Annotated in this window: 17 protein-coding genes; 7 read left to right on the top strand and 10 right to left on the bottom strand. The window is 69.8% G+C overall.

Annotation, left to right across the window (positions count from 1 at the left end):
• Positions 1-94 precede the first annotated feature (94 nt).
• Complete coding sequence (gene aspS, locus ACIP63_RS28165) at positions 95-1,912, bottom strand: aspartate--tRNA ligase (RefSeq protein WP_401521020.1); 1,818 nt, start codon at positions 1,910-1,912, stop codon at positions 95-97.
• 174 nt (positions 1,913-2,086) lie between these two features.
• Here aspS and ACIP63_RS28160 point away from each other — a divergent pair, with 174 nt between their 5' ends.
• On the top strand, positions 2,087-4,207 hold the full coding sequence (locus tag ACIP63_RS28160) for a SpoIIE family protein phosphatase (protein WP_401521018.1): 2,121 nt from the start codon (positions 2,087-2,089) through the stop codon (positions 4,205-4,207).
• Here the strand turns inward: ACIP63_RS28160 and ACIP63_RS28155 are convergent.
• From ACIP63_RS28155 to ACIP63_RS28145, 3 genes are all read right to left on the bottom strand, one after another.
• Complete coding sequence (locus ACIP63_RS28155) at positions 4,202-5,278, bottom strand: AI-2E family transporter (protein WP_401521015.1); 1,077 nt, start codon at positions 5,276-5,278, stop codon at positions 4,202-4,204. The two genes, ACIP63_RS28160 and ACIP63_RS28155, sit on opposite strands and share 6 nt — an antisense overlap.
• An 89-nt stretch (positions 5,279-5,367) precedes the next feature.
• Entirely contained in the window at positions 5,368-6,324 is a 957-nt protein-coding gene (locus ACIP63_RS28150) for a pirin family protein (RefSeq protein WP_399231978.1), read from the bottom strand.
• Positions 6,325-6,498: 174 nt separating this feature from the next.
• The gene (locus tag ACIP63_RS28145) at positions 6,499-6,939 is read right to left on the bottom strand and encodes an SseB family protein (protein WP_103760589.1); all 441 of its coding nucleotides are present in this window, start codon (positions 6,937-6,939) and stop codon (positions 6,499-6,501) included.
• Between the two features lie 171 nt (positions 6,940-7,110).
• Here ACIP63_RS28145 and ACIP63_RS28140 point away from each other — a divergent pair, with 171 nt between their 5' ends.
• From ACIP63_RS28140 to ACIP63_RS28130, 3 genes are all read left to right on the top strand, one after another.
• Positions 7,111-8,937: an acyl-CoA dehydrogenase gene (locus ACIP63_RS28140; RefSeq protein ID WP_401521010.1), complete on the top strand. Its 1,827-nt coding sequence runs from the start codon at positions 7,111-7,113 to the stop codon at positions 8,935-8,937.
• 153 nt (positions 8,938-9,090) lie between these two features.
• Positions 9,091-10,389, top strand: a complete 1,299-nt coding sequence (locus ACIP63_RS28135) for a M18 family aminopeptidase (RefSeq protein ID WP_401521008.1) — start codon at positions 9,091-9,093, stop codon at positions 10,387-10,389.
• A 103-nt stretch (positions 10,390-10,492) separates the two neighbouring features.
• Positions 10,493-10,714, top strand: a complete 222-nt coding sequence (locus ACIP63_RS28130) for a DUF6458 family protein (RefSeq protein WP_124277833.1) — start codon at positions 10,493-10,495, stop codon at positions 10,712-10,714.
• 79 nt (positions 10,715-10,793) lie between these two features.
• On the opposite strand, the gene ACIP63_RS28125 is transcribed toward ACIP63_RS28130, so the two are convergent.
• A complete protein-coding gene (locus ACIP63_RS28125) occupies positions 10,794-12,605 on the bottom strand; it encodes an NHL domain-containing thioredoxin family protein (protein WP_401521004.1) in 1,812 nt (603 codons plus the stop codon).
• A gap of 64 nt (positions 12,606-12,669) precedes the next feature.
• Here ACIP63_RS28125 and ACIP63_RS28120 point away from each other — a divergent pair, with 64 nt between their 5' ends.
• A complete protein-coding gene (locus tag ACIP63_RS28120; RefSeq protein ID WP_401521002.1) occupies positions 12,670-13,188 on the top strand; it encodes an LURP-one-related/scramblase family protein in 519 nt (172 codons plus the stop codon).
• Positions 13,189-13,258: 70 nt separating this feature from the next.
• On the opposite strand, the gene ACIP63_RS28115 is transcribed toward ACIP63_RS28120, so the two are convergent.
• Positions 13,259-14,056, bottom strand: coding sequence for a carbon-nitrogen family hydrolase (locus ACIP63_RS28115; RefSeq protein WP_362927461.1), 798 nt, complete (start codon positions 14,054-14,056; stop codon positions 13,259-13,261).
• Between the two features lie 198 nt (positions 14,057-14,254).
• On the opposite strand from ACIP63_RS28115, the gene ACIP63_RS28110 reads away from it, so the two are divergent.
• Positions 14,255-15,079 (top strand): maleylpyruvate isomerase family mycothiol-dependent enzyme, encoded by an 825-nt coding sequence (locus ACIP63_RS28110; RefSeq protein ID WP_401520999.1) that lies wholly within the window; start codon positions 14,255-14,257, stop codon positions 15,077-15,079.
• An 86-nt stretch (positions 15,080-15,165) separates the two neighbouring features.
• On the opposite strand, the gene ACIP63_RS28105 is transcribed toward ACIP63_RS28110, so the two are convergent.
• Positions 15,166-16,473: a nitrate/nitrite transporter gene (locus ACIP63_RS28105; RefSeq protein ID WP_401520997.1), complete on the bottom strand. Its 1,308-nt coding sequence runs from the start codon at positions 16,471-16,473 to the stop codon at positions 15,166-15,168.
• Positions 16,470-17,153 carry a GntR family transcriptional regulator gene (locus ACIP63_RS28100; RefSeq protein WP_401520995.1) on the bottom strand — a complete coding sequence of 228 codons (684 nt, stop codon included), beginning with the start codon at positions 17,151-17,153 and terminating at the stop codon, positions 16,470-16,472. Before ACIP63_RS28100 ends, ACIP63_RS28105 begins: the two co-directional genes overlap by 4 nt.
• 208 nt (positions 17,154-17,361) lie before the next feature.
• Here ACIP63_RS28100 and ACIP63_RS28095 point away from each other — a divergent pair, with 208 nt between their 5' ends.
• Positions 17,362-18,261, top strand: coding sequence for a D-alanyl-D-alanine carboxypeptidase family protein (locus ACIP63_RS28095; RefSeq protein ID WP_401520993.1), 900 nt, complete (start codon positions 17,362-17,364; stop codon positions 18,259-18,261).
• Positions 18,262-18,320: 59 nt separating this feature from the next.
• Here ACIP63_RS28095 and ACIP63_RS28090 read toward each other — a convergent pair whose 3' ends face one another.
• A complete protein-coding gene (locus tag ACIP63_RS28090) occupies positions 18,321-18,503 on the bottom strand; it encodes a DUF397 domain-containing protein (protein ID WP_401520991.1) in 183 nt (60 codons plus the stop codon).
• 2 nt (positions 18,504-18,505) lie between these two features.
• Complete coding sequence (locus ACIP63_RS28085; protein ID WP_401520988.1) at positions 18,506-19,384, bottom strand: helix-turn-helix domain-containing protein; 879 nt, start codon at positions 19,382-19,384, stop codon at positions 18,506-18,508.
• Positions 19,385-19,512 lie beyond the last annotated feature (128 nt).

Below are 19,512 nucleotides of genomic sequence, written 5' to 3'. Positions count from 1 at the left end.
GCGAGTTCCGTCGTCACCGGCTCCACACGTGAAACAGTCCCCGGCCGGTGGCCGGGGACTGTTTCACGTGGAACCGAAGCGGAACCGGTGACGCCTACTTCGCGCCGGTGTCCCTCGCCACGGCGTCCGTGACGTCGGCCTTGTCCTTCGCCGCCGCGACGGGCTTACGGAGCTGGATGTTCAGCTCGCGCAGCCGGGTCTCGTCCAGCACGGTCGGGGCGCCCATCATCAGGTCCTGGGCGTTGCCGTTGAGCGGGAAGGCGATCGTCTCGCGGATGTTGGGCTCGTCGGCCAGCAGCATCACGATGCGGTCGACACCCGGGGCGATGCCACCGTGCGGCGGGGCGCCGAGGCGGAAGGCACGGAGCATGCCCGCGAACTCGTGCTCGACGGTCTCGCGGTCGTAGCCGGCGATCTCGAAGGCCTTGAGCATCAGCTCGGGCTCGTGGTTACGGATGGCGCCGGAGGACAGCTCGATGCCGTTGCAGACGATGTCGTACTGCCAGGCGAGGATGTCCAGCGGGTCCTTCTCCTCCAGGTCCTTCAGACCGCCCTGAGGCATCGAGAAGGGGTTGTGCGAGAAGTCGATCTTGCCGGTGTCCTCGTCCTTCTCGTACATCGGGAAGTCGACGATCCAGCAGAACCGGAAGACGCCCTCCTCGAAGTGGCCGGCCCGCTTGGCGGCCTCCACGCGGACGGCGGACATGATCTTGGAGACCTCGTCGAACTCGCCCGCGCCGAAGAAGACCGCGTGGCCGGGGGCCAGGGACAGCCGCTCGGTGAGGGTCTTGACGTCCGTCTCGGTGAGGAACTTCGCGATCGGCCCGGCCAGCGTGCCGTCCTCGCCCACGCGGACCCAGGCGAGGCCCTTCGCGCCGTGCTCGACGGCGTACTCTCCGAGGCCGTCGAAGAACTTCCGGGACTGGCCCGCGGTGTCCGGCACCGGAAGGGCGCGGACGTGCTTGCCCGCAAACGCCTTGAAGCCGGAGTCGGCGAACACGTCGGAGATGTCGACGAGCTCCAGCTTCGCCCGCAGGTCGGGCTTGTCGTTGCCGTACTTCAGCATCGACTCGCGGAAGGGGATGCGCGGGAACGGCGAGGTGACGTGGCGGCCGTTGCCGAACTCCTCGAAGAGCTCGGTCATCAGCTTCTCGATCGGCTGGAAGACGTCCTCCTGCTCGACGAACGACATCTCGACGTCGAGCTGGTAGAACTCGCCGGGCGAGCGGTCGGCGCGGGCGTCCTCGTCGCGGAAGCACGGCGCGATCTGGAAGTAGCGGTCGAAGCCGGAGATCATCAGCAGCTGCTTGAACTGCTGCGGCGCCTGCGGGAGCGCGTAGAACTTGCCCGGGTTCAGCCGGGACGGGACCACGAAGTCACGGGCGCCCTCGGGGGAGGTCGCGGTGAGGATCGGCGTCGCCATCTCGTTGAAGCCGAGGGCCACCATCTTGGACCGGATGGAGGCGATCACGGCCGAGCGCAGCATGATGTTGCGGTGCATGCGCTCGCGGCGCAGGTCGAGGAAGCGGTACTCCAGGCGCCGCTCCTCGTTGACCCCGTCCTCGGTGTTGATCGTGAAGGGCAGCGGGCCGGCCTCGCCCAGCACCTCGACCTCGGTGACCTCGATCTCGATCTCACCGGTCGGGAGCTCCGGGTTGACGTTGTCCGAGCCGCGCGCGGAGACCTTGCCGTCGACGCGGACGACGGTCTCCTTGGTCAGCTTCGCCAGGGCGTCGTTGCCGGGGGTGCCGGGGCGGGCGACGAGCTGCACCAGACCGTGGTGGTCGCGCAGATCGATGAAGAGGATGCCGCCCAGGTCTCGACGATTGTGCAGCCAGCCGCTCAGCCGGACGTCGGTGCCGACGTCAGAGGCGCGGAGCTCGCCGCAGGTGTGGGACCTGTACCGATGCATCGTCGTTCATCCAGTCTTCGCGGTCGGGGTGGATTGACACCCCAGGCTACCGCCCGTGGACGCACCGCTTCATTGGCATTGTCGCCGCACGGCTGTCCGAGACCCGCCCGGTCGCCTCCGGCGGGCGTTCTCCCTCGGTGGCGACCGTGGAGAACATCTTCCTAAAGTGGGGCAATGCGCACCGAGGAGATCCTGGCTGCGATCGGGACCGGGCTGTGGAGCTGGGACAGCTCATCGGGCACGGTCACGCTCGACGCCGAGGCGGCGCGGCTGGTGGGACTGCCCGCCGAGGCCACGACCCGCCCCGGCGAGGAGGTGCGCCCCCGGTTCCACCCGGCCGACTGGAACGAGATCGACGGCATCGTGAACTTCGCGATCACCGAGGGGACGGTGGCCGAGGCCAGGATGCGGATCATGGACGAGAACGGCGCGGTCGTACGCACGGTGCGCACCCGGTCGAAGCCGATCCCGCTGGACACCCCGGGCCGCCACACGTACGTGCTGACGGGCATCCTCCAGGAGGTCACCCAGCCCGCGGAGGACACCGCGGCGAAGACCCCGCTCACGGGCGACTGGCGGCGGTCGCGCGAGGCGTTCCTGCTGGACGCGGGACGGGCGCTGGCCGAGGCCGGGTCCACCGAGGAGGTCCTGCGGGTCGCCCATTCGCTCTCCATGCCCGGCTTCTCGCCGGACGGGCTCGCCGTCTTCGGGGTCTCGGGCGAGCGGCTGACGATCATCGGGCACCACGGGCACAACGTCGGCGACGAGAAGCCCTTCACCGAGATGTCCCTCCAGACGGACTACCCGGCCGCCGAGGTCGTGCGGACCGGCCAGGCGATCTACCTCGAGACCCCCGAGGAGTACCGGCGCCGCTTCCCGGCCACCTGGCCCCTCGCCCAGGAGTTCGGGCGCCAGTCCTGGGCCTTCATGCCGCTGATCTCGTCCGGGCACACCATGGGTGCCTGGATGGCGGGTTTCCGGCACAACGTGGCCTTCTCACCGGACGAGCGTTCCGTGCTGACGACGGTGGCCAAGATGCTCGCGCAGGCGCTGACCCGCGCCGGCGCGGCCGAGAACGAGCGTGAGCTGTCGCTGGGCCTCCAGCGGGCGATGAGGCCGTCCCTGGGCCCCGGCGTGCCCGGCCTGACGGTGGCGGCGCGTTACATCCCGACAGGAGGAGGTCTCCAGGTCGGCGGCGACTGGTACGACGTGATCCCGCTCCCCAACGGCCGTATCGCCCTCGTCATCGGTGACGTCCAGGGCCATGACGTGCGGGCGGCGGGCCTGATGGGCCAGCTGAGGATCGCCCTGCGCGCGTACGCCTCCGAGGGGCACCGCCCCGACGCCGTGCTCTCCCGGGCCTCGCGCTTCCTGTCCGGACTGACCGAGACGTACGACCTCGACGACGGCGAGGACCGCTCGGACGCGACGCGCTTCGCGACCTGCCTGTACGCGGAGGCGGACCCCGAGAACGGGACCCTCGACATCGCCCGCGCGGGCCACCCGGACCCGGTGGTGATCAGCGTCGACGGCACGGCGGTCATCCGGCAGACCGCCGGAGGGCTGCCCCTGGGCGTCGAGAAGGACGCCGACTACCCGACGACCCGCGTGGTCCTGAGCCCCGGCGAGACGATCATGCTGTGCACGGACGGGCTCATCGAGACCGGCGGACACGACATGGCCACCGGATGGACCAGGCTCAGGCCGGTCCTGGAGAAACCCGTCGAGGACCTGGAGGAGCTCGCGGACGCCCTCGTCCGGACGGTGCACGGTCCCGGCTCCCACTACACGACCGGGCCGCTGGTGGACCGCCGTGAGGACGACATCGCGGTCATGGTGCTGCGCCGTGAGGCCGCACGGACGCGCAGGACCCCGGGGCGGCGCTCGGCCATGAGCATCGCCCAGGCGGAGCCCGAGCGCGTCGCGGCCGCCCGCGGGCAGGTGCGGGAGCTGCTGCACGACTGGGCGGACACGGAGCAGGTCGACTCGGCGGAGCTGATGGTCTCCGAGATGTCCACGAACGTGCTCGTCCACACGGACGGGGACGCGCTGCTCGTCGCGGAGGTGACGGGCGAGCGGGGCGAGCGGCGGCTGCGTGTCGAGGTGGCCGACACCAGTGACGAGCTGCCGCACAAGCGGCGGCCGGGGGAGATGGCGTCCAGCGGCCGCGGACTGGTGCTGATGGAGATGCTCGCCGACGCCTGGGGGGTGGACCCGAGGGGTGAGGGGAAGTCGATCTGGTTCGAGCTGTACGAGTCCGCGGAGCCGGCCGAGCTGGGCGTCACCGGCTCATGAGCGCCCGGGGACCGCGCCCTCCCGGCCTCCGGCCTCGTATCCCTTGCGCAGCTCGCCGATCACCCCGAACACCGCGGCGCACAACGGCACCGCCAGCAGCATGCCCAGCAGCCCCGCGACGCTCGCACCCGCGGTCAGCGCGATCATGATCGTGGCGGGGTGCATCTGGACCGTGCGGCTCTGGATGACGGGCTGGAGCACGTGCCCCTCCAGCACCTGGACGGCGAGCACCACTCCCAGTACCCAGAGCGCGATCACGATGCCCCGGTCGGCGAGCGCGACCAGCACGGCCACGGCACCGGAGATGAAGGCCCCCAGGTACGGGATGTAGGCGCCGACGAAGACCAGCGCGCCCAGTCCCACCGCCCCCGGCACCCGCAGGATCAGCAGACCCACCGTGATGCACAGCGCGTCGATCAGGGCGATGAAGGTGGTGCCGCGCATGAACCCCTCGACGGCTTCGAAGGCCCTGCGCCCCATGGCCTCCACGAGCCCGCCCGTGCCGCGCGGGGCGATGGTGTGGGCGAGGTGGACGGCCCGGTCGGAGTCGCGCAGGAAGAAGAACGTCAGCAGCAGGGCCAGGACCGCGGTGGTCACGAGCGAGCCGATGACGCTGATCCCGGTGAGCAGTCCGCCCGCCGCACTCGCGCCGAACTTCCCGATCAGCTTCTTCGCGTTGTCCGCCAGATCGTCCACGTTCGCGACCCCTTCGATGTCGAAGTGGTCGATGACCCACTGCGCCGCGTCCTTCAGCGAGGCCACGATCTGGTCGCCCGTGTCGACGAGTGCGGTGACGACGATGTATCCGGCGCCGCCGCCCACCGCGACGAGCGCGGCGCAGGTGAGTCCGGCCGCCACGGACCTGTTCACCTTGTGGGCGGTCAGCCAGCGGTGGACGGGGCCGAGCAGCGCCGTGCCGAGCAGCGCCAGCAGGACCGGGGTGACCGCGGTCTTGAGCACCACCACGAGCCAGATGGCCACAGCCACGACGCCGACGACCAGGAGCAGAACGCCGCACCAGGCGGCCGTGCGCCGCGCGACATCGGGCAGGAGGGTCTTCCGGTCAGGCACCCTCCCACCCGATCACGGGCGGGGAGTGATGTCCCTTCTGCACGGTCGTACGGGTGACGGCCCGTCACCCGTACGACCGGAGGGGCCGGTCACATGCCGTGGACCGCCGGGACCTTGCCGAGGCGGCCGGCCTGGAAGTCCTCGAAGGCCTGCTTGAGCTCGTCCTGGGTGTTCATCACGAACGGCCCGTAGTGCGCCATCGGCTCACGGATCGGACGCCCGCCGAGCAGCACGACCTCCAGGTCCGGGGTGTTGCCGTCCTGCGTCTCGTCGGCGCGGACGGTCAGCGAGGACCCCTTGCCGAAGACCGCGGTCTGCCCGGTGCGGACCGGGCGGCGCTCCTCACCGACGCTGCCGCGCCCGGCGAGGACGTACGCGAGGCCGTTGAAGTCCTCGCGCCACGGGAGCGTCACCTCGGCACCCGGCCGGACCGTCGCGTGGACCATGGTGATCGGCGTGTGCGTGATGCCCGGGCCCTCGTGGCCGTCGAGCTCGCCGGCGATGACACGGAGCAGCGCGCCGCCGTCCGGGGAGGCGAGGAGCTGGACCTGGCCACCACGGATGTCCTGGTAGCGCGGGGCCATCATCTTGTCGGCCTTGGGCAGGTTCACCCAGAGCTGGAGGCCGTGGAAGAGCCCGCCGGACATGACGAGCGCCTCGGGCGGCGTCTCGATGTGCAGGAGGCCGCTTCCGGCGGTCATCCACTGGGTGTCGCCGTTCTCGATGGCACCGCCGCCGCCGTGGCTGTCCTGGTGGATGAAGCTCCCGTCGATGATGTACGTGACGGTCTCGAAGCCGCGGTGCGGGTGCCAGGGGGTCCCCTTCGGCTCGCCGGCCGCGTACTCCACCTCACCCATCTGGTCCATCATGATGAACGGGTCGAGGTGCCGGTAGTTGATCCCGGCGAAGGCACGCCGCACCGGGAACCCCTCGCCCTCGAAACCGCTGGGCGCGGTCGTGACGGTCAGCACGGGGCGGGCCACGGCCTCGGCCTGGGCCGCGACCTTCGGCAGGGTCAGCGGGTTTTCGACGGTCACTGCGGGCATGGGAGCCACCTCCGGGAGTCTTCTGCGTCCAATTTAGTTGAACGGTGAACATCTAGCAAGGCGACATCCATTCCCGCCGACCCGGACAGCACCGAGGGCCCGCACCGGCCGGCGCGGGCCCTCGGGCCACCTCGGGTCGCGGAGGCCCTCGGCCGTCCGCGGAGCAGGGGGTGCCTATCCGTACATACGACGCATCGCGAAGTCCACCATCTGCTCCACCGCCTTGGCGTCGAAGACCATGCGGTGATCACCCTCCATGTCCAGGACGAAGCCGTAGCCGGTCGGCAGCAGGTCGATCACCTCGGCGCCCGTGATCACGAAGTACTTGGACTCCTTGCCCGCATAGCTCCGGAGCTCCTTGAGCGTCGTGAACATGGGGATCACCGGCTGCTGGGTGTTGTGGAGCGCCAGGAAGCCGGGGTTGTCGCCGCGCGGGCAGTAGACCTTCGCCGTGGCGAAGATCTGCTGGAAGTCCTCCGCGGACAGCGACCCGGTCGTGAAGGCCCGTACCGCGTCGGCCAGGGACGGCGGCGAGGGCTCGGGGTACAACGGCTGCTCGCCGTAGCCGCCGCCCATCTGCTGCTGTGCGCCCTGGTTCTGGTCGTAGCCATACATGCCGCAAAGAGTAATCGGACACATCTGTGCCTCGGGGGGTTGCGTCTTATTACTGACGGGTAGCATCATCGTGGGGGTCAGGTGATATACCCACGCCCGGCCGTCCGTCGCCCGAACCTCACTCCTCCACGGGGCGCTGCGCGCCACTGCTATTGATTACGGAGCCTTCCCATGGGGCACTACAAGTCGAATCTCCGCGACATCGAGTTCAACCTCTTCGAGGTCCTCGGGCGCGACAAGCTGTACGGCACCGGTCCGTTCGCGGAGATGGACGTCGACACCGCGAAGAGCATCCTGGACGAGGTGACCCGCCTCGCGGAGAACGAGCTGGCCGACTCGTACGCCGACGCGGACCGCAACCCGCCGGTCTTCGACCCCGAGACGAACACCGCGCCCGTCCCGGCCTCCTTCAAGAAGTCGTACCAGGCCTTCATGGACTCCGAGTACTGGCGCCTCGGCCTGCCCGAGGAGATCGGCGGCACGACGTCGCCGCGCTCCCTGATCTGGGGTTACGCGGAGCTGCTGCTCGGCTCGAACCCGGCGGTCTGGATGTACTCCTCCGGCCCCGCGTTCGCCGGCATCCTCTTCGACGAGGGCAACGAGGCGCAGAAGAAGATCGCGGAGATCGCCGTCGAGAAGCAGTGGGGCTCGACGATGGTGCTGACCGAGCCGGACGCCGGTTCGGACGTCGGCGCCGGCCGCACGAAGGCGGTCGAGCAGGAGGACGGCTCCTGGCACATCGAGGGCGTGAAGCGCTTCATCACCTCGGGCGAGCACGACATGTCCGAGAACATCCTCCACTACGTCCTGGCACGCCCCGAGGGCGCCGGCCCGGGCACCAAGGGCCTCTCCCTCTTCCTGGTCCCGAAGTTCCACTTCGACTGGACCACCGGCGAGCTCGGTGCGCGTAACGGCGTGTACGCGACGAACGTCGAGCACAAGATGGGCCTCAAGGCGTCGAACACCTGCGAGATGACCTTCGGCGACCAGCACCCCGCCAAGGGCTGGCTGATCGGCGACAAGCACGACGGCATCCGCCAGATGTTCCGCATCATCGAGTTCGCCCGCATGATGGTCGGCACGAAGGCCATCGCGGCCCTCTCGGCGGGCTACCTCAACGCGCTGGAGTACGCCAAGGAGCGCGTCCAGGGCACCGACCTGTCGCAGTTCATGGACAAGACGGCCCCCAAGGTCACCATCACGCACCACCCCGACGTGCGCCGCTCCCTGATGACGCAGAAGGCGTACGCCGAGGGCATGCGCTCCCTCGTGCTGTACACCGCCTCCGTCCAGGACGCGATCCAGGTGAAGGAGGCCGCGGGCGAGGACGCCAAGGCGCTCAACGGCCTCAACGACCTGCTGCTCCCGATCGTGAAGGGCTACGGCTCCGAGAAGTCCTACGAGCAGCTCGCGCAGTCGCTCCAGACGTTCGGCGGCTCCGGTTACCTCCAGGAGTACCCGGTCGAGCAGTACATCCGCGACGCCAAGATCGACACCCTCTACGAGGGCACGACGGCGATCCAGGGCCAGGACTTCTTCTTCCGGAAGATCGTCCGCGACCAGGGCGCCTCGCTGAACACCCTCTCCGAGGAGATCAAGAAGTTCCTCGCGAGTGCCCAGGGCGACGAGGAGCTGTCCGGCTCGCTGGACAACCTCGCCAAGGCCGCGGTGGACCTGGAGGCGATCGTCGGCACGATGATCACCGACCTCACCGCCACGGGCGAGGACGTCAAGAACATCTACAAGGTCGGTCTCAACACGACCCGCCTCCTGATGGCCTCCGGCGACGTCGTCGTCGGCTACCTGCTGCTCAAGGGCGCGGTCGTGGCCTCCGAGAAGCTGCGCAACGCCTCCGCCAAGGACGCCGCCTTCTACCAGGGCAAGATCGCCGCCGCGAAGTTCTTCGCCGCGAACGTCCTGCCGGGCGTCTCCGGCGAGCGCGCGCTGGCCGAGTCCGTCGACAACTCGCTGATGGAGCTCGACGAGGCCGCGTTCTAGTCGTCACCGCTCCGCCCCGCCGTCGATGACGCCGCCGTCCGGATCCTCCGGGCGGCGGCGTCGTCATGGGCGGGGCAACTTTCCGGACACAGGCGGCGGCACGACGTCGTACACCGTTAAACGTCCCGGTCCCCCGTCGTTACAGTGAAGAACATGAGCTCTCCCCTCCGCTTCGACCGCGGGCACACCGATGATCTGATGGCCTTCCTGATGGCGGCCCCTTCCCCGTACCACGCCGTGGCCACGGCCGCCGCGCGGCTGGAGAAGGCCGGATTCCGGCAGGTCGAGGAGACGGACGCGTGGGACGGCTCCACCGGCGGGAAGTACGTCCTGCGGGGCGGCGCCATCGTGGCCTGGTACGTGCCGGAGGGCGCCGCGGCCCACACCCCGTTCCGGATCGTCGGCGCCCACACCGACTCCCCGAACCTGCGGGTCAAGCCGCTGCCCGACTCCGGTGCGCACGGCTGGCGCCAGATCGCCGTCGAGGTCTACGGCGGGACGCTCCTGAACACCTGGCTCGACCGGGACCTCGGTCTCGCCGGCCGCATCTCCCTGCGCGACGGCACGCACCGGCTGGTGAACATCGACCGGCCCCTGCTGCGCGTCCCCCAGCTCGCCGTGCACCTGGACCGGTCCGCCAACCCCGACGGCCTCAAGCTCGACCGCCAGAAGCACATGCAGCCGATCTGGGGACTCGGCGACATCGAGGAGGGCGACCTCATCCGCTTCGTCGCCGAGGCGGCGGGCGTCGAGGCCGCGGAGATCACCGGCTGGGACCTCATGCCGCACCCCGTCGAGCCGCCCGCCTACCTGGGCCGGGACCGTGAACTCCTCGCCGGTCCGCGCATGGACAACCTGCTCTCGGTGCACGCCGCGACGGCCGCGCTGGCCGCCGTGTCCGGGCAGCCGGACGCCGAGCTCCCGTACATCCCCGTGCTGGCCGCCTTCGACCACGAGGAGAACGGCTCCCAGTCCGACACCGGCGCGGACGGTCCGCTGCTCGGCACGGTCCTGGAGCGCTCCGTGTTCGCCCGCGGCGGCTCGTACGAGGACCGTGCCCGGGCCTTCGCCGGAACGGTCTGTCTCTCCTCGGACACCGGCCACGCCGTCCACCCCAACTACGCCGAGCGCCACGACCCGACGCACCACCCGGTGGCCAACGGCGGGCCCATCCTCAAGGTCAACGTCAACATGCGCTACGCGACCGACGGCGGCGGCCGCGCCGTGTTCGCCGCGGCCTGCGAGAAGGCCGGCGTGCCGTGGCAGACGTTCGTCTCCAACAACTCGATGCCGTGCGGCACGACGATCGGCCCGATCACCGCGGCCCGGCACGGCATCACGACCGTCGACATCGGTGTGGCGATCCTGTCGATGCACAGCGCGCGTGAACTCTGCGGCGCCGACGACCCGTACCTCCTGACCAACGCGCTCACGGCGTTCCTCGCGGGCTGAACCCGACCGTCCCAACCGCCCCGACGGACATGGTTGTTGCCGGGCCGGGTACGCGATCCGTACACCGGTCCGGATTCACCGGGCCGTCGAGGAGGCGGAAATCATGGGACTCGGAGGATGCATTCTCCTGATCGGTGCCGGGGCGATTCTGGCGTTCGCCACCGACTGGGAAATGGATACCGTCAACGTCGACCTGGTCGGCTGGATCATGATGCTCGTCGGCCTCGTCGGGGTCTTCGTCTACGTGAGCATCGCGCGGCGCCGCCGCATGGTCGTGCCGCCCACCACCACGGTCGTCTCGGAGGACGAGCGCCGCTACCAGTGAGCTGACGCCCCGGCAGGCGGCACGGCGCCGGCACGCGCCCTGAGGACACGTGGCGCGGCGCCGCCGGGCCGGTGGGCCGTCAGCCCTGTTCGTCCATCCCGGCCAGCACCAGCGGGAGCCTGGACGCCCCTCCGGCGGTGACGCTCACGGGGACGCCCCAGTCCTGCTGGTGCACATGGCAGGCCGGGTACTCGTTGTCCGGGTCGTCGTCGCAGGACGCCGCCATCGCGGACACATGCAGCACGCCCTCGGTGACCCCGTCCGCGAGGACCAGGTCCCGACCCAGATCCATCCCCTGGCCCGACCCCTCGGCCAGCAGCTCCGGCGGGGTCGAGGAGACCAGCAGCCGGGTGGAGGGGCCGTAACGGGTGTCGAGCTTCTGCCCTGCCGGCGCCTGGAAGACCACGTCCAGCCTCAGCGTGCCGGCGGCGACCTCGGTGGCCGCGCGCCGGGTTCGGTGGGCCCGGTCCGCGACCCGCACGGCCTCCTCGGGGAGCCGCAGCCGGGTCAGCCGGTGCCGTGCGGACTCGACGACGACCAGATCGCCCTCCACCAGGACCGCGTCGCTCGGCTCCCGCAGATCGGTGGCCAGCGTGGTGACCTCGCCGCTCTCCGGGTCGTACCGCCGCAGCGCGTGGTTGTAGGTGTCGCTCACCGCCACGGAGCCGTCGGGGAGGGCCGTGACGCCCAGCGGGTGCTGGAAGAGCGCCTGCTCCGCGGGGCCGTCGCGGTGGCCGAAGTCGAAGAGTCCGGTACCGACGGCGGTGTGGACCGCGCCCTCCAGGTCCACGTAACGCAGCGAGGAGGTCTCGGAGTCGGCGACCCAGAGACGGTCCCCGGCCGCCGCCAGACCGGACGGCTGCGCGAACCACGCCTCCTCCCCGGGCCCGTCGACCAGACCCTCGTTGGTCGTCCCGGCGGCGGCCCGCACCGTGCCCTGCCCGGGGTCGTACGTCCACAGCTGGTGGACGCCGGCCATCGCGATCCACAGCCGGTCGCCGAACCAGGCGATGTCCCACGGCGACGACAGATCCACCTCCGTGGCCGGGCCGCTGCTGGCGGAGCCCTGCCACCACTGGCGTCCGGTACCGGCGAGCGTGGTCGTCACTCCTGTGGCGAGGTCGAGCGCCCTGATCGCGTGGTTGACGGTGTCCGCGACGGCGATCCGGCCGTCCGGCAGCACGGCGAGACCCTGCGGTTCGCTGAACCGGGCCTCGTCGCGGCCGCCGTCCGCGAATCCGCGCTCACCGGCGCCGAAGTGCCCCCGCACGGTCTCGCCGTCGGCATCCAGCTCGACCAGGCGGTGCCGGGTGGTGTCCGAGACCAGGAAGCCGCCGTCCGGGAGGGCGAGCGCCTTGCCGGGGAACCGCAGGTGTGTGGCGACGGGCTCCGGAGCGACGTACGGGCCGTCGCCGCGGTGCAGGGTGCCCTTCGCGGCGTGCTCGGCCTCCAGCTCCTCGACCAGCTTCTCGATGGCGTGCGCGTGGCCCTCACCGGCGTGCTGGGCCACGACATAGCCCTCGGGGTCCACGACGACGAGCGTGGGCCAGGCGCGGACGGCGTACTGCTTCCAGGTGGCGAGCTCGGGGTCGTCGAGGACGGGGTGATGCACCTCGTACCGCTCGACGGCGTCGACCACGGCCTGGTGCTCGGCCTCGTGCACGAACTTCGGGGAGTGGACACCGATGATCACCACGGTGTCGCGGTGCTTCTCCTCCAGCTCACGCAGCTCGTCGAGCACGTGCAGACAGTTGACGCAGCAAAATGTCCAAAAATCCAGAATGACAATGCGTCCCCGCAGCTCAGCAAGGGTGTACTGCCGGTCGCCTGTATTGAGCCAGCCGCCCTTGCCGATCAGTTCGGGGGCGCGGACACGTGCACGTGCTGTCATGACAACAGTCAACAGCACCGTGGCCTGCCCGCATTCCGGCAGGTCGTCGGGGAACCTGTGATCCATGAGACTTCTCGTACGTGAGCGAGTGTTCGGCGTCGGCGACGACTACTGGATCGAGGACGCGGACGGGCGGAAGCTCTTCCTCGTCGACGGCAAGGCCATGCGGCTCCGTGACACCTTCGAGCTGAAGGACACCGACGGCCAGGTGCTGGTGGAGATCCGCCAGAAACTGATCAGCCTGCGCGACACCATGCTGATCGAGCGGAACGGCGAGGAGCTCGCCAAGATCAAGCGGAAGAGGCTCTCCCTCCTGCGCAACCACTACCGGGTGACCCTGGTGGACGGCACCGAGCTGGACGTCAGCGGCAAGATCCTGGACCGCGAGTTCGCGATCGACTACGACGGGGAGCTGCTCGCCCAGATCTCCCGGCGCTGGCTGACCGTTCGCGACACCTACGGTGTCGACATCGTGCGGGAGGACGCCGATGTGCCGCTGCTTCTCGCCGTGGCGGTGTGCGTCATCGTCCTCGCGGACAAGGAGCACGACAAGGATCACGACAAGGGCCACGACGAGGACTGACGGCGGGCGGCCGGACGGCCGAGGGCCCGGTTTCACGTGAAACCGGGCCCTCGGGACGTCTGCGTACGGCTCAGGCCAGGCGCCGTGGCGCGAGGCCCAGGCGGCGGTCCTTGAGGGCCGGGAACTGCTCGCGGGTGGTGGTGGCCTTCGCCGGGTCGAACTCCACGGTGAGCACCTCCTCGCCGGCCCCGGCCTCGGCGAGCACCTCACCCCAGGGGTCGACGACGATGCTGTGGCCCGCCTGTTCGACCCCCGCGTGGGTGCCGGCCGACCCGACCGCCAGGACGTACGCCTGGTTCTCCACCGCGCGGGCCTGCGCCAGCAGGGTCCAGTGCGAACGGCGGCGCTCCGGCCAGCCGGCCGCGACGATCAGGGTCTCGGCCCCCGCGTCGACGAGCCCCCGGAACTGCTCGGGGAAGCGCAGGTCGTAGCAGGTGGCGAGGCCGACCACGGTCTCCGGCAAAGCGACGGTGACGAGTTCCTCTCCGGCCCCCATGAGCACCGCCTCGCCCTTGTCGAAGCCGAAACGGTGGATCTTGCGGTAGGCGGCGGCCCGTTCACCCTCGGGCGAGAAGACCAGCGAGGTGTTGTAGAGGGTGCCGTCCTCGGCCCGCTCGACGAACGACCCGGCATGCAGCCAGACCCCGGCCTCGGCCGCCGCCTTCGCCATGACGTCATGGGTGGGGCCTTGCAGGGGCTCGGCCTCATCGGCGAACGCGGTGTAGGCGAAGGCACCGACCGGCCAGAGCTCGGGGAGGAGGACCAGGTCCGCACCCCGCTGGGCCACGACCAGGGAAGCCGCGCGCTCTCTACGGGAATTGACCGATTCATCCGGGTTTACTGCGATCTGGATGAGGGAGGCGTGCACACTACCACCGTCCTGGCATGGAAGCCGTCAACGCGGGCCTACGATCGTCACACGAAAGCACTGCCGGGGTGCCTGCTCGCAGCGTAACTTAGCGAGCGAACCTCCCACGCAGCCCGCAGACAGCGACGTCGGTGCCGGCCCTCGGTCGGCACTCCCTGCTCTCCAGCCCATGCACCGCAGAACCGCACGAGGGGTCCCGTGACCGTCCATCCCAGCCTCCAGACCTATGCCGATGCCTGGACCCACGCCGTCGAGTCGATATCCGAGCTGGTCAAGCCGCTCGTCGAGGGGGAGTGGAACCGCCGGACGCCCTGCCCGGGCTGGTCGGTGCGCGACATCGTCTCGCATGTCATCGGCATGGAGTGCGAGCAGCTCGGCGACCCCCGCCCGATCCACACGCTGCCGCGCGACCTCTACCACGTGCAGAACGACCACCAGCGCTACATGGAGATGCAGGTCGACGTACGGCGCCACCACACCGCGCCGGAGATGACCTCGGAGCTGGAGTACACGCTCATCCGGCGCATGCGTCAGCTGCGCAACGAGTCGCGCGCCCCCGAGACCATGGTGCGGGCGCCCCTCGGCGCCGAGCAGACCCTGGAACTGGCACTGCGGATGCGGGCGTTCGACGTCTGGGTCCACGAGCAGGACCTGCGCACGACGCTGGGACAGCCCGGCAACCTGGACTCCCCCGGCGCCCTCGTCGTCCGGGACACCCTGCTGGCCGGACTGGCGAAGGTGGTCGCCAAGGACGCGGGCGCCCCGCCCAATTCGGCCGTGGTCTTCGATGTGCACGGCCCGCTGGAGTTCCTGCGTACGGTCAGGGTCGACGGCGAGGGCCACGGCTCGGTCGACGGCGCGCCGTCGCTGGGTCCCGCGGCGTCCCTGGCGATGGACTGGGAGACGTACTACCGGCTGGCCTGCGGCCGGGTCCGGGCGCAGGCCGTGGAGGACCGGATCAAGATCGAGGGTGACCAGGAGCTGGCGGCCGAGATCCTGCGTCACTTCGCCCTGACTCCGTGATCCCCTGACCCCCTGCACCCCTGACGCCGTGACCGGCGGCGCCCGCCCGTGAGCAGGCCGGGACGGGCGCGCCGCCGGGGCCGCCGTCAGGCGGGGACGTGCACGGCTTCGACCCGGCTGACGACGTGGTGGTCGCGTTCCCTGTGGGTGGCGCCGGCGTGCAGCCGCAGGATCTGGACGACGCCGAGCGCCTCCAGGACGAAGACCGAAGCGAACGCGACGCGGTAGTTGTCCCCCGTCGCGTCCAGCAGCACGCCGACCGCGAACAGTGTCGTCATCGAGGCGACGAAGCCGCCCATGTTGACGATGCCGGAAGCGGTGCCCTGGCGTTCCGGCGGGTTGGCCGGCCGGCCGAAGTCGAAGCCGATCATCGAGGCCGGTCCGCAGGAGCCGAGCACCACGCACAGGGTGACCAGCAGCCACATCGGCGCGTGGTCGCCGGGGTAGAAGATCGTCGACGCCCAGAGCAGCGCGGTCATCGCGACCGTCCCCAGGGCCAGCGGGGCGCGCGCCGCGTGGTGGCGGGCGATGACCTGCCCGTAGACGAGCCCCACGACCATGTTGGAGAGCACGATCAGGGTGAGCAGCTCACCGGCGGTGCCCCGGCTCAGCCCCTGCGCCTCGACCAGGAAGGGCATGCCCCACAGCAGGAGGAAGACCATGGCGGGGAACTGCGTGGTGAAGTGCACCCACATGCCCAGGCGGGTGCCCGGCTCCCGCCAGGAAGCGGCGATCTGCTTGCGCACGTACGCCGCTCCGGCGTGCTCGGCGGGCGGGGGCTCGTGGCCCTCGGGGTGGTCCTTGAGGAAGAGCAGCAGCGGTACCAGCACGACCACGCCGGCCAGCGAGCTGCCTACGAAGGTCGCGGTCCAGCCGAAGCCGTGCAGCGCGCGGGCGATGACGAGGGTCGAGACGAGGTTGCCCGCCATCCCGAAGAGCGCGGCCACCTGGCCGATCAGCGGCCCGCGTCGGGCCGGGAACCACCGGGCGCCGAGCCGCAGCACGCTGATGAACGTCATCGCGTCGCCGCAGCCGAGCATCGCGCGGGAGGCGAGAGCCATGCCGTACGAGGGGGAGAGCGCGAAGCCCAGCTGTCCCAGAGTGAAGAGCACCACCCCGATGGTGAGGACCTTCTTGGTGCCGAGCCTGTCGACCATGAGGCCCACGGGTATCTGCATGCCGGCGTAGACGAGCAGTTGCAGGATGGAGAACGTGGACAGGGCCGAGGCGTTGACCTCGAACCGGTCGGCGGCGTCGAGCCCGGCGACGCCCAGACTCGTACGGAAGATGATGGCGACGAAGTAGACGGCGACACCGATGCCCCAGACCCACGCGGCACGCCGGCCGCCGGGCGGGTCTCCGGGCAGGGAGAGGGTGGGGGACGCGGAGCTCATCGGTCCTCACCCCGGACCAGCACCTTGACCCGGCTGACGTGGCGCCGCACGACCAGTGCGGCGCCCTCGGCGTCGCCGGCCCTGATGGCGTCCAGCAGCTCACCGTGTTCGGTGATGTTGGCGGCGATCCTGCCGGGGTGCGCCTCCATCACGGCCACGCCCATGCGCAGCTGCCGGTCACGGAGCTGGTCGTAGAGGCGGGAGAGGATCTCGTTGCCCGCGTTCTTCACGATCTCGGCGTGGAAGCACCGGTCCTTGACGGACACCGCGGCCAGGTCGCCCACCTCGGCGAGCTCCCGCTGCTCCTCCAGGAGCCGCTCCAGCCGGGCGATCAGCTGCGCCGACGCGGGCACGGCCTTCCGCGCGGCGAACTCCTCCACGAGCAGCCGGGTCTCCACCACGTCGGAGATCTCCTGCGCGGAGACCGCGAGCACCAGCGCACCCTTCTTCGGGTAGAGCTTGATCAACCCTTCGACCTCGAGCCGGAGCAGCGCCTCCCGTACCGGGGTCCGGGACACACCGACGGCCTCGGCCAGGTCGCCCTCGGTGAGGAGCGTGCCACCCTCGTAGCGGCGGTCGAGGACGGCTTCCTTGATGTGCGTGTAGACGCGCTCGGCTGCGGGCGGGGGCTTGGGGGCCGCCTTGCGGGCGGCGGGTTCGGCGATGGGTGCGGCAGGCATGCACACAGCATAGATACAACATGGGTGCGTCCGCTTCCCCGTCCGCGATCCGGACGCGGAGGCGGACATCCGGCCCTGGTCTCCGGCCGGGCGCCGGACGGGTGTGAAATCACCCGTACGAGAGGGCATCCATCCGGGCGTCTCGCGAGTCTCACCACCGAGCGGCACCCCATGTGGCCGCATTTCAGGCGTATTTGGAGCGTTCGACTTGAAAACTGGTCTCAAGGGCATAAACCGCGCAAGCGTCGCCGCCACCGTCACTCTCACCGCGGGCGCCGTCCTCGCGGGCAGCGCCTTCGCCTCCACGGCTCAGGCCGCGACACCGCCGACACCCTCGATCGCCGCCAAGGGCGGCTTCGTGATGAACAGCGGCACCGCGAAGACGCTCTACGGAAAAGCCGCGGATACCCGACGCTCCACCGGCTCCACGACGAAGATAATGACCGCCAAGGTGGTGCTGGCGCAGAAGAACCTGAACCTGGATTCCAAGGTGACGGTCCAGAAGGCGTACAGCGACTACATCGTCTCGAAGACCGCCTCCTCGGCCCGGCTGATCGTCGGCGACAAGGTCACGGTCCGCCAGCTCCTGTACGGCCTGATGCTGCCGTCGGGCTGCGACGCCGCCTACGCCCTCGCCGACAAGTTCGGCTCCGGCTCCACGCGCGCGGCCCGGGTGAAGTCCTTCATCGGCAAGATGAACGCCTCCGCGAAGAGCCTCGGCCTGAAGAACACCCACTTCGACTCGTTCGACGGCATCGGCAGCGGCTCGAACTACTCCACGCCGCGTGACCTGACGAAGATCGCCGGCAGCGCGATGAAGAACTCCACGTTCCGCACGATCGTGAAGACGAAGTCGACCAAGCAGAAGGTCACGACGAAGAGCGGCGGCTACCGCTACATGTCGTGGACGAACACCAACCCGCTGCTGGGCAGTTACAGCGGCGCGATCGGCGTGAAGACCGGCTCGGGCCCGTCCGCCAAGTACTGCCTGGTCTTCGCGGCGACCCGGAACGGCAAGACGGTCATCGGGACCGTCCTCACCTCGACGTCCGCGACCACCCGGACGTCCGACGCGAAGAAGCTCCTGGACTACGCCTTCAAGAAGTAGCGCCGGGGTTCGCCTCTGGGCCCTGCTCGCGCGATGCGCGGGCGGGGCCCTCCGCCGTCTTACGCCTGCCGGCGCAGATCCGCTATGAAGCGGTCCCAGGCGGCGGGGGCGAGGATGAGGAAGGGGCTGTCGGACCGCTTGCTGTCGCGGACGGCAACGGTGCTGGGAACGTTGCGGGCCACTTCGAGGCACTCGCCGTTGCCGCTGCTGTAGCTGGACTTGACGAACTCGAAGCAACGCACGATTACAGCTCCTTGCGAATACGCCCTATCAAGGCAATGGAATCGCGGGGAGCGAGTCCGCATCGGGCGATACGACTGAACGTGACGTTGTGACGGGCGGCGTCCCTCTCACTCTCCAGCCACAGCGTAGACGACGTGGTGTCCATGTAGACCACGTCCATCGCACCGGGTTCGGCGAACGAAACAACGCTAAAAGCGCTGGTCATGCCCGGGTGGGATCCGGCCAGGAAAGGGACAACCTGCACCGTGACATTTGGCTCGGTGGCAGCCGTCGCCAGATGATCCAGTTGTGCGCGCATCACCTCGCGACCGCCGACCAGTTGCCGCAACGCTCCTTCGCCGACGATCGCCCACAGCGCGAGTGGGGCGCTGTCCGCAAGGCGCGCCTGTCGGGCGATCTTCGCCTCGACGAAGCGCTCGATCTCGTCCGGGTCGTCCCAGTCCGCGTTGCCGACCGCCAGCGCCCGCGCGTAGTCCGGCGTCTGGAGCAGCCCCGGCACAAAGGCCCCCTGCCAGGTCCTGACCGCCGTAGCGATGTCCTCGAGCGCGACGTACTCAACCAGCGAGCGCAGCTCCGGGTACTGGTTCCACCAGCCCTTCGCCTTGCGGCGCTCCCGATCCAGTCGGGCCACCTCCAGCAAGCCGCTGACGAGCTTCGCGTCCTCGACACCGTAGAACTCACAGAGGCTGCGCACGTCCGGGTCCCTCATCGGAACCCAGCCTCGCTCCATCTTCACGATCTTCGAGTTGGTCGCGCTGATGACCTGGGCTGCCTGCTGTTGCGTCTTCCCGGACGCGTCCCTCAGGCGCAGGAGCTCGCTACCGAGTCTGCGTGCCAGAACAGTTGACGACCGGTTGCCTTGCTGAGTCGCTCGATTCACCACCTCAGTGTCCCGCCCCACGGCCCGGGTCGTCGACCACTGTCACTCGTTGGAGACACTTGTCTCCGTTTCACTTGCACCCATGGACCCGTGCTCGCTACGTTCGGCGAACCGCCGCTCCCAGCGGC

It is taken from the genome of Streptomyces sp. NPDC088746, from assembly GCF_044751065.1.
Lineage (GTDB): Bacteria > Actinomycetota > Actinomycetes > Streptomycetales > Streptomycetaceae > Streptomyces.
Note: the sequence above shows the minus strand (reverse complement) of the source record. Positions and strands in the feature narration are given on the sequence as shown.

Bases quoted from the DNA above. Each gene is read 5' to 3' on its own strand.
- aspS (WP_401521020.1), bottom strand. From the start codon at position 1,912: ATGCATCGGTACAGGTCCCACACCTGCGGCGAGCTCCGCGCCTCTGAC.
- ACIP63_RS28125 (WP_401521004.1), bottom strand. From the start codon at position 12,605: ATGACAGCACGTGCACGTGTCCGCGCCCCCGAACTGATCGGCAAGGGC.
- ACIP63_RS28100 (WP_401520995.1), bottom strand. From the start codon at position 17,153: ATGCCTGCCGCACCCATCGCCGAACCCGCCGCCCGCAAGGCGGCCCCC.
- ACIP63_RS28145 (WP_103760589.1), bottom strand. From the start codon at position 6,939: ATGTATGGCTACGACCAGAACCAGGGCGCACAGCAGCAGATGGGCGGC.
- ACIP63_RS28150 (WP_399231978.1), bottom strand. From the start codon at position 6,324: ATGCCCGCAGTGACCGTCGAAAACCCGCTGACCCTGCCGAAGGTCGCG.
- ACIP63_RS28135 (WP_401521008.1), top strand. From the start codon at position 9,091: ATGAGCTCTCCCCTCCGCTTCGACCGCGGGCACACCGATGATCTGATG.
- ACIP63_RS28160 (WP_401521018.1), top strand. From the start codon at position 2,087: ATGCGCACCGAGGAGATCCTGGCTGCGATCGGGACCGGGCTGTGGAGC.
- ACIP63_RS28130 (WP_124277833.1), top strand. From the start codon at position 10,493: ATGGGACTCGGAGGATGCATTCTCCTGATCGGTGCCGGGGCGATTCTG.
- ACIP63_RS28120 (WP_401521002.1), top strand. From the start codon at position 12,670: ATGAGACTTCTCGTACGTGAGCGAGTGTTCGGCGTCGGCGACGACTAC.
- ACIP63_RS28105 (WP_401520997.1), bottom strand. From the start codon at position 16,473: ATGAGCTCCGCGTCCCCCACCCTCTCCCTGCCCGGAGACCCGCCCGGC.
- ACIP63_RS28140 (WP_401521010.1), top strand. From the start codon at position 7,111: ATGGGGCACTACAAGTCGAATCTCCGCGACATCGAGTTCAACCTCTTC.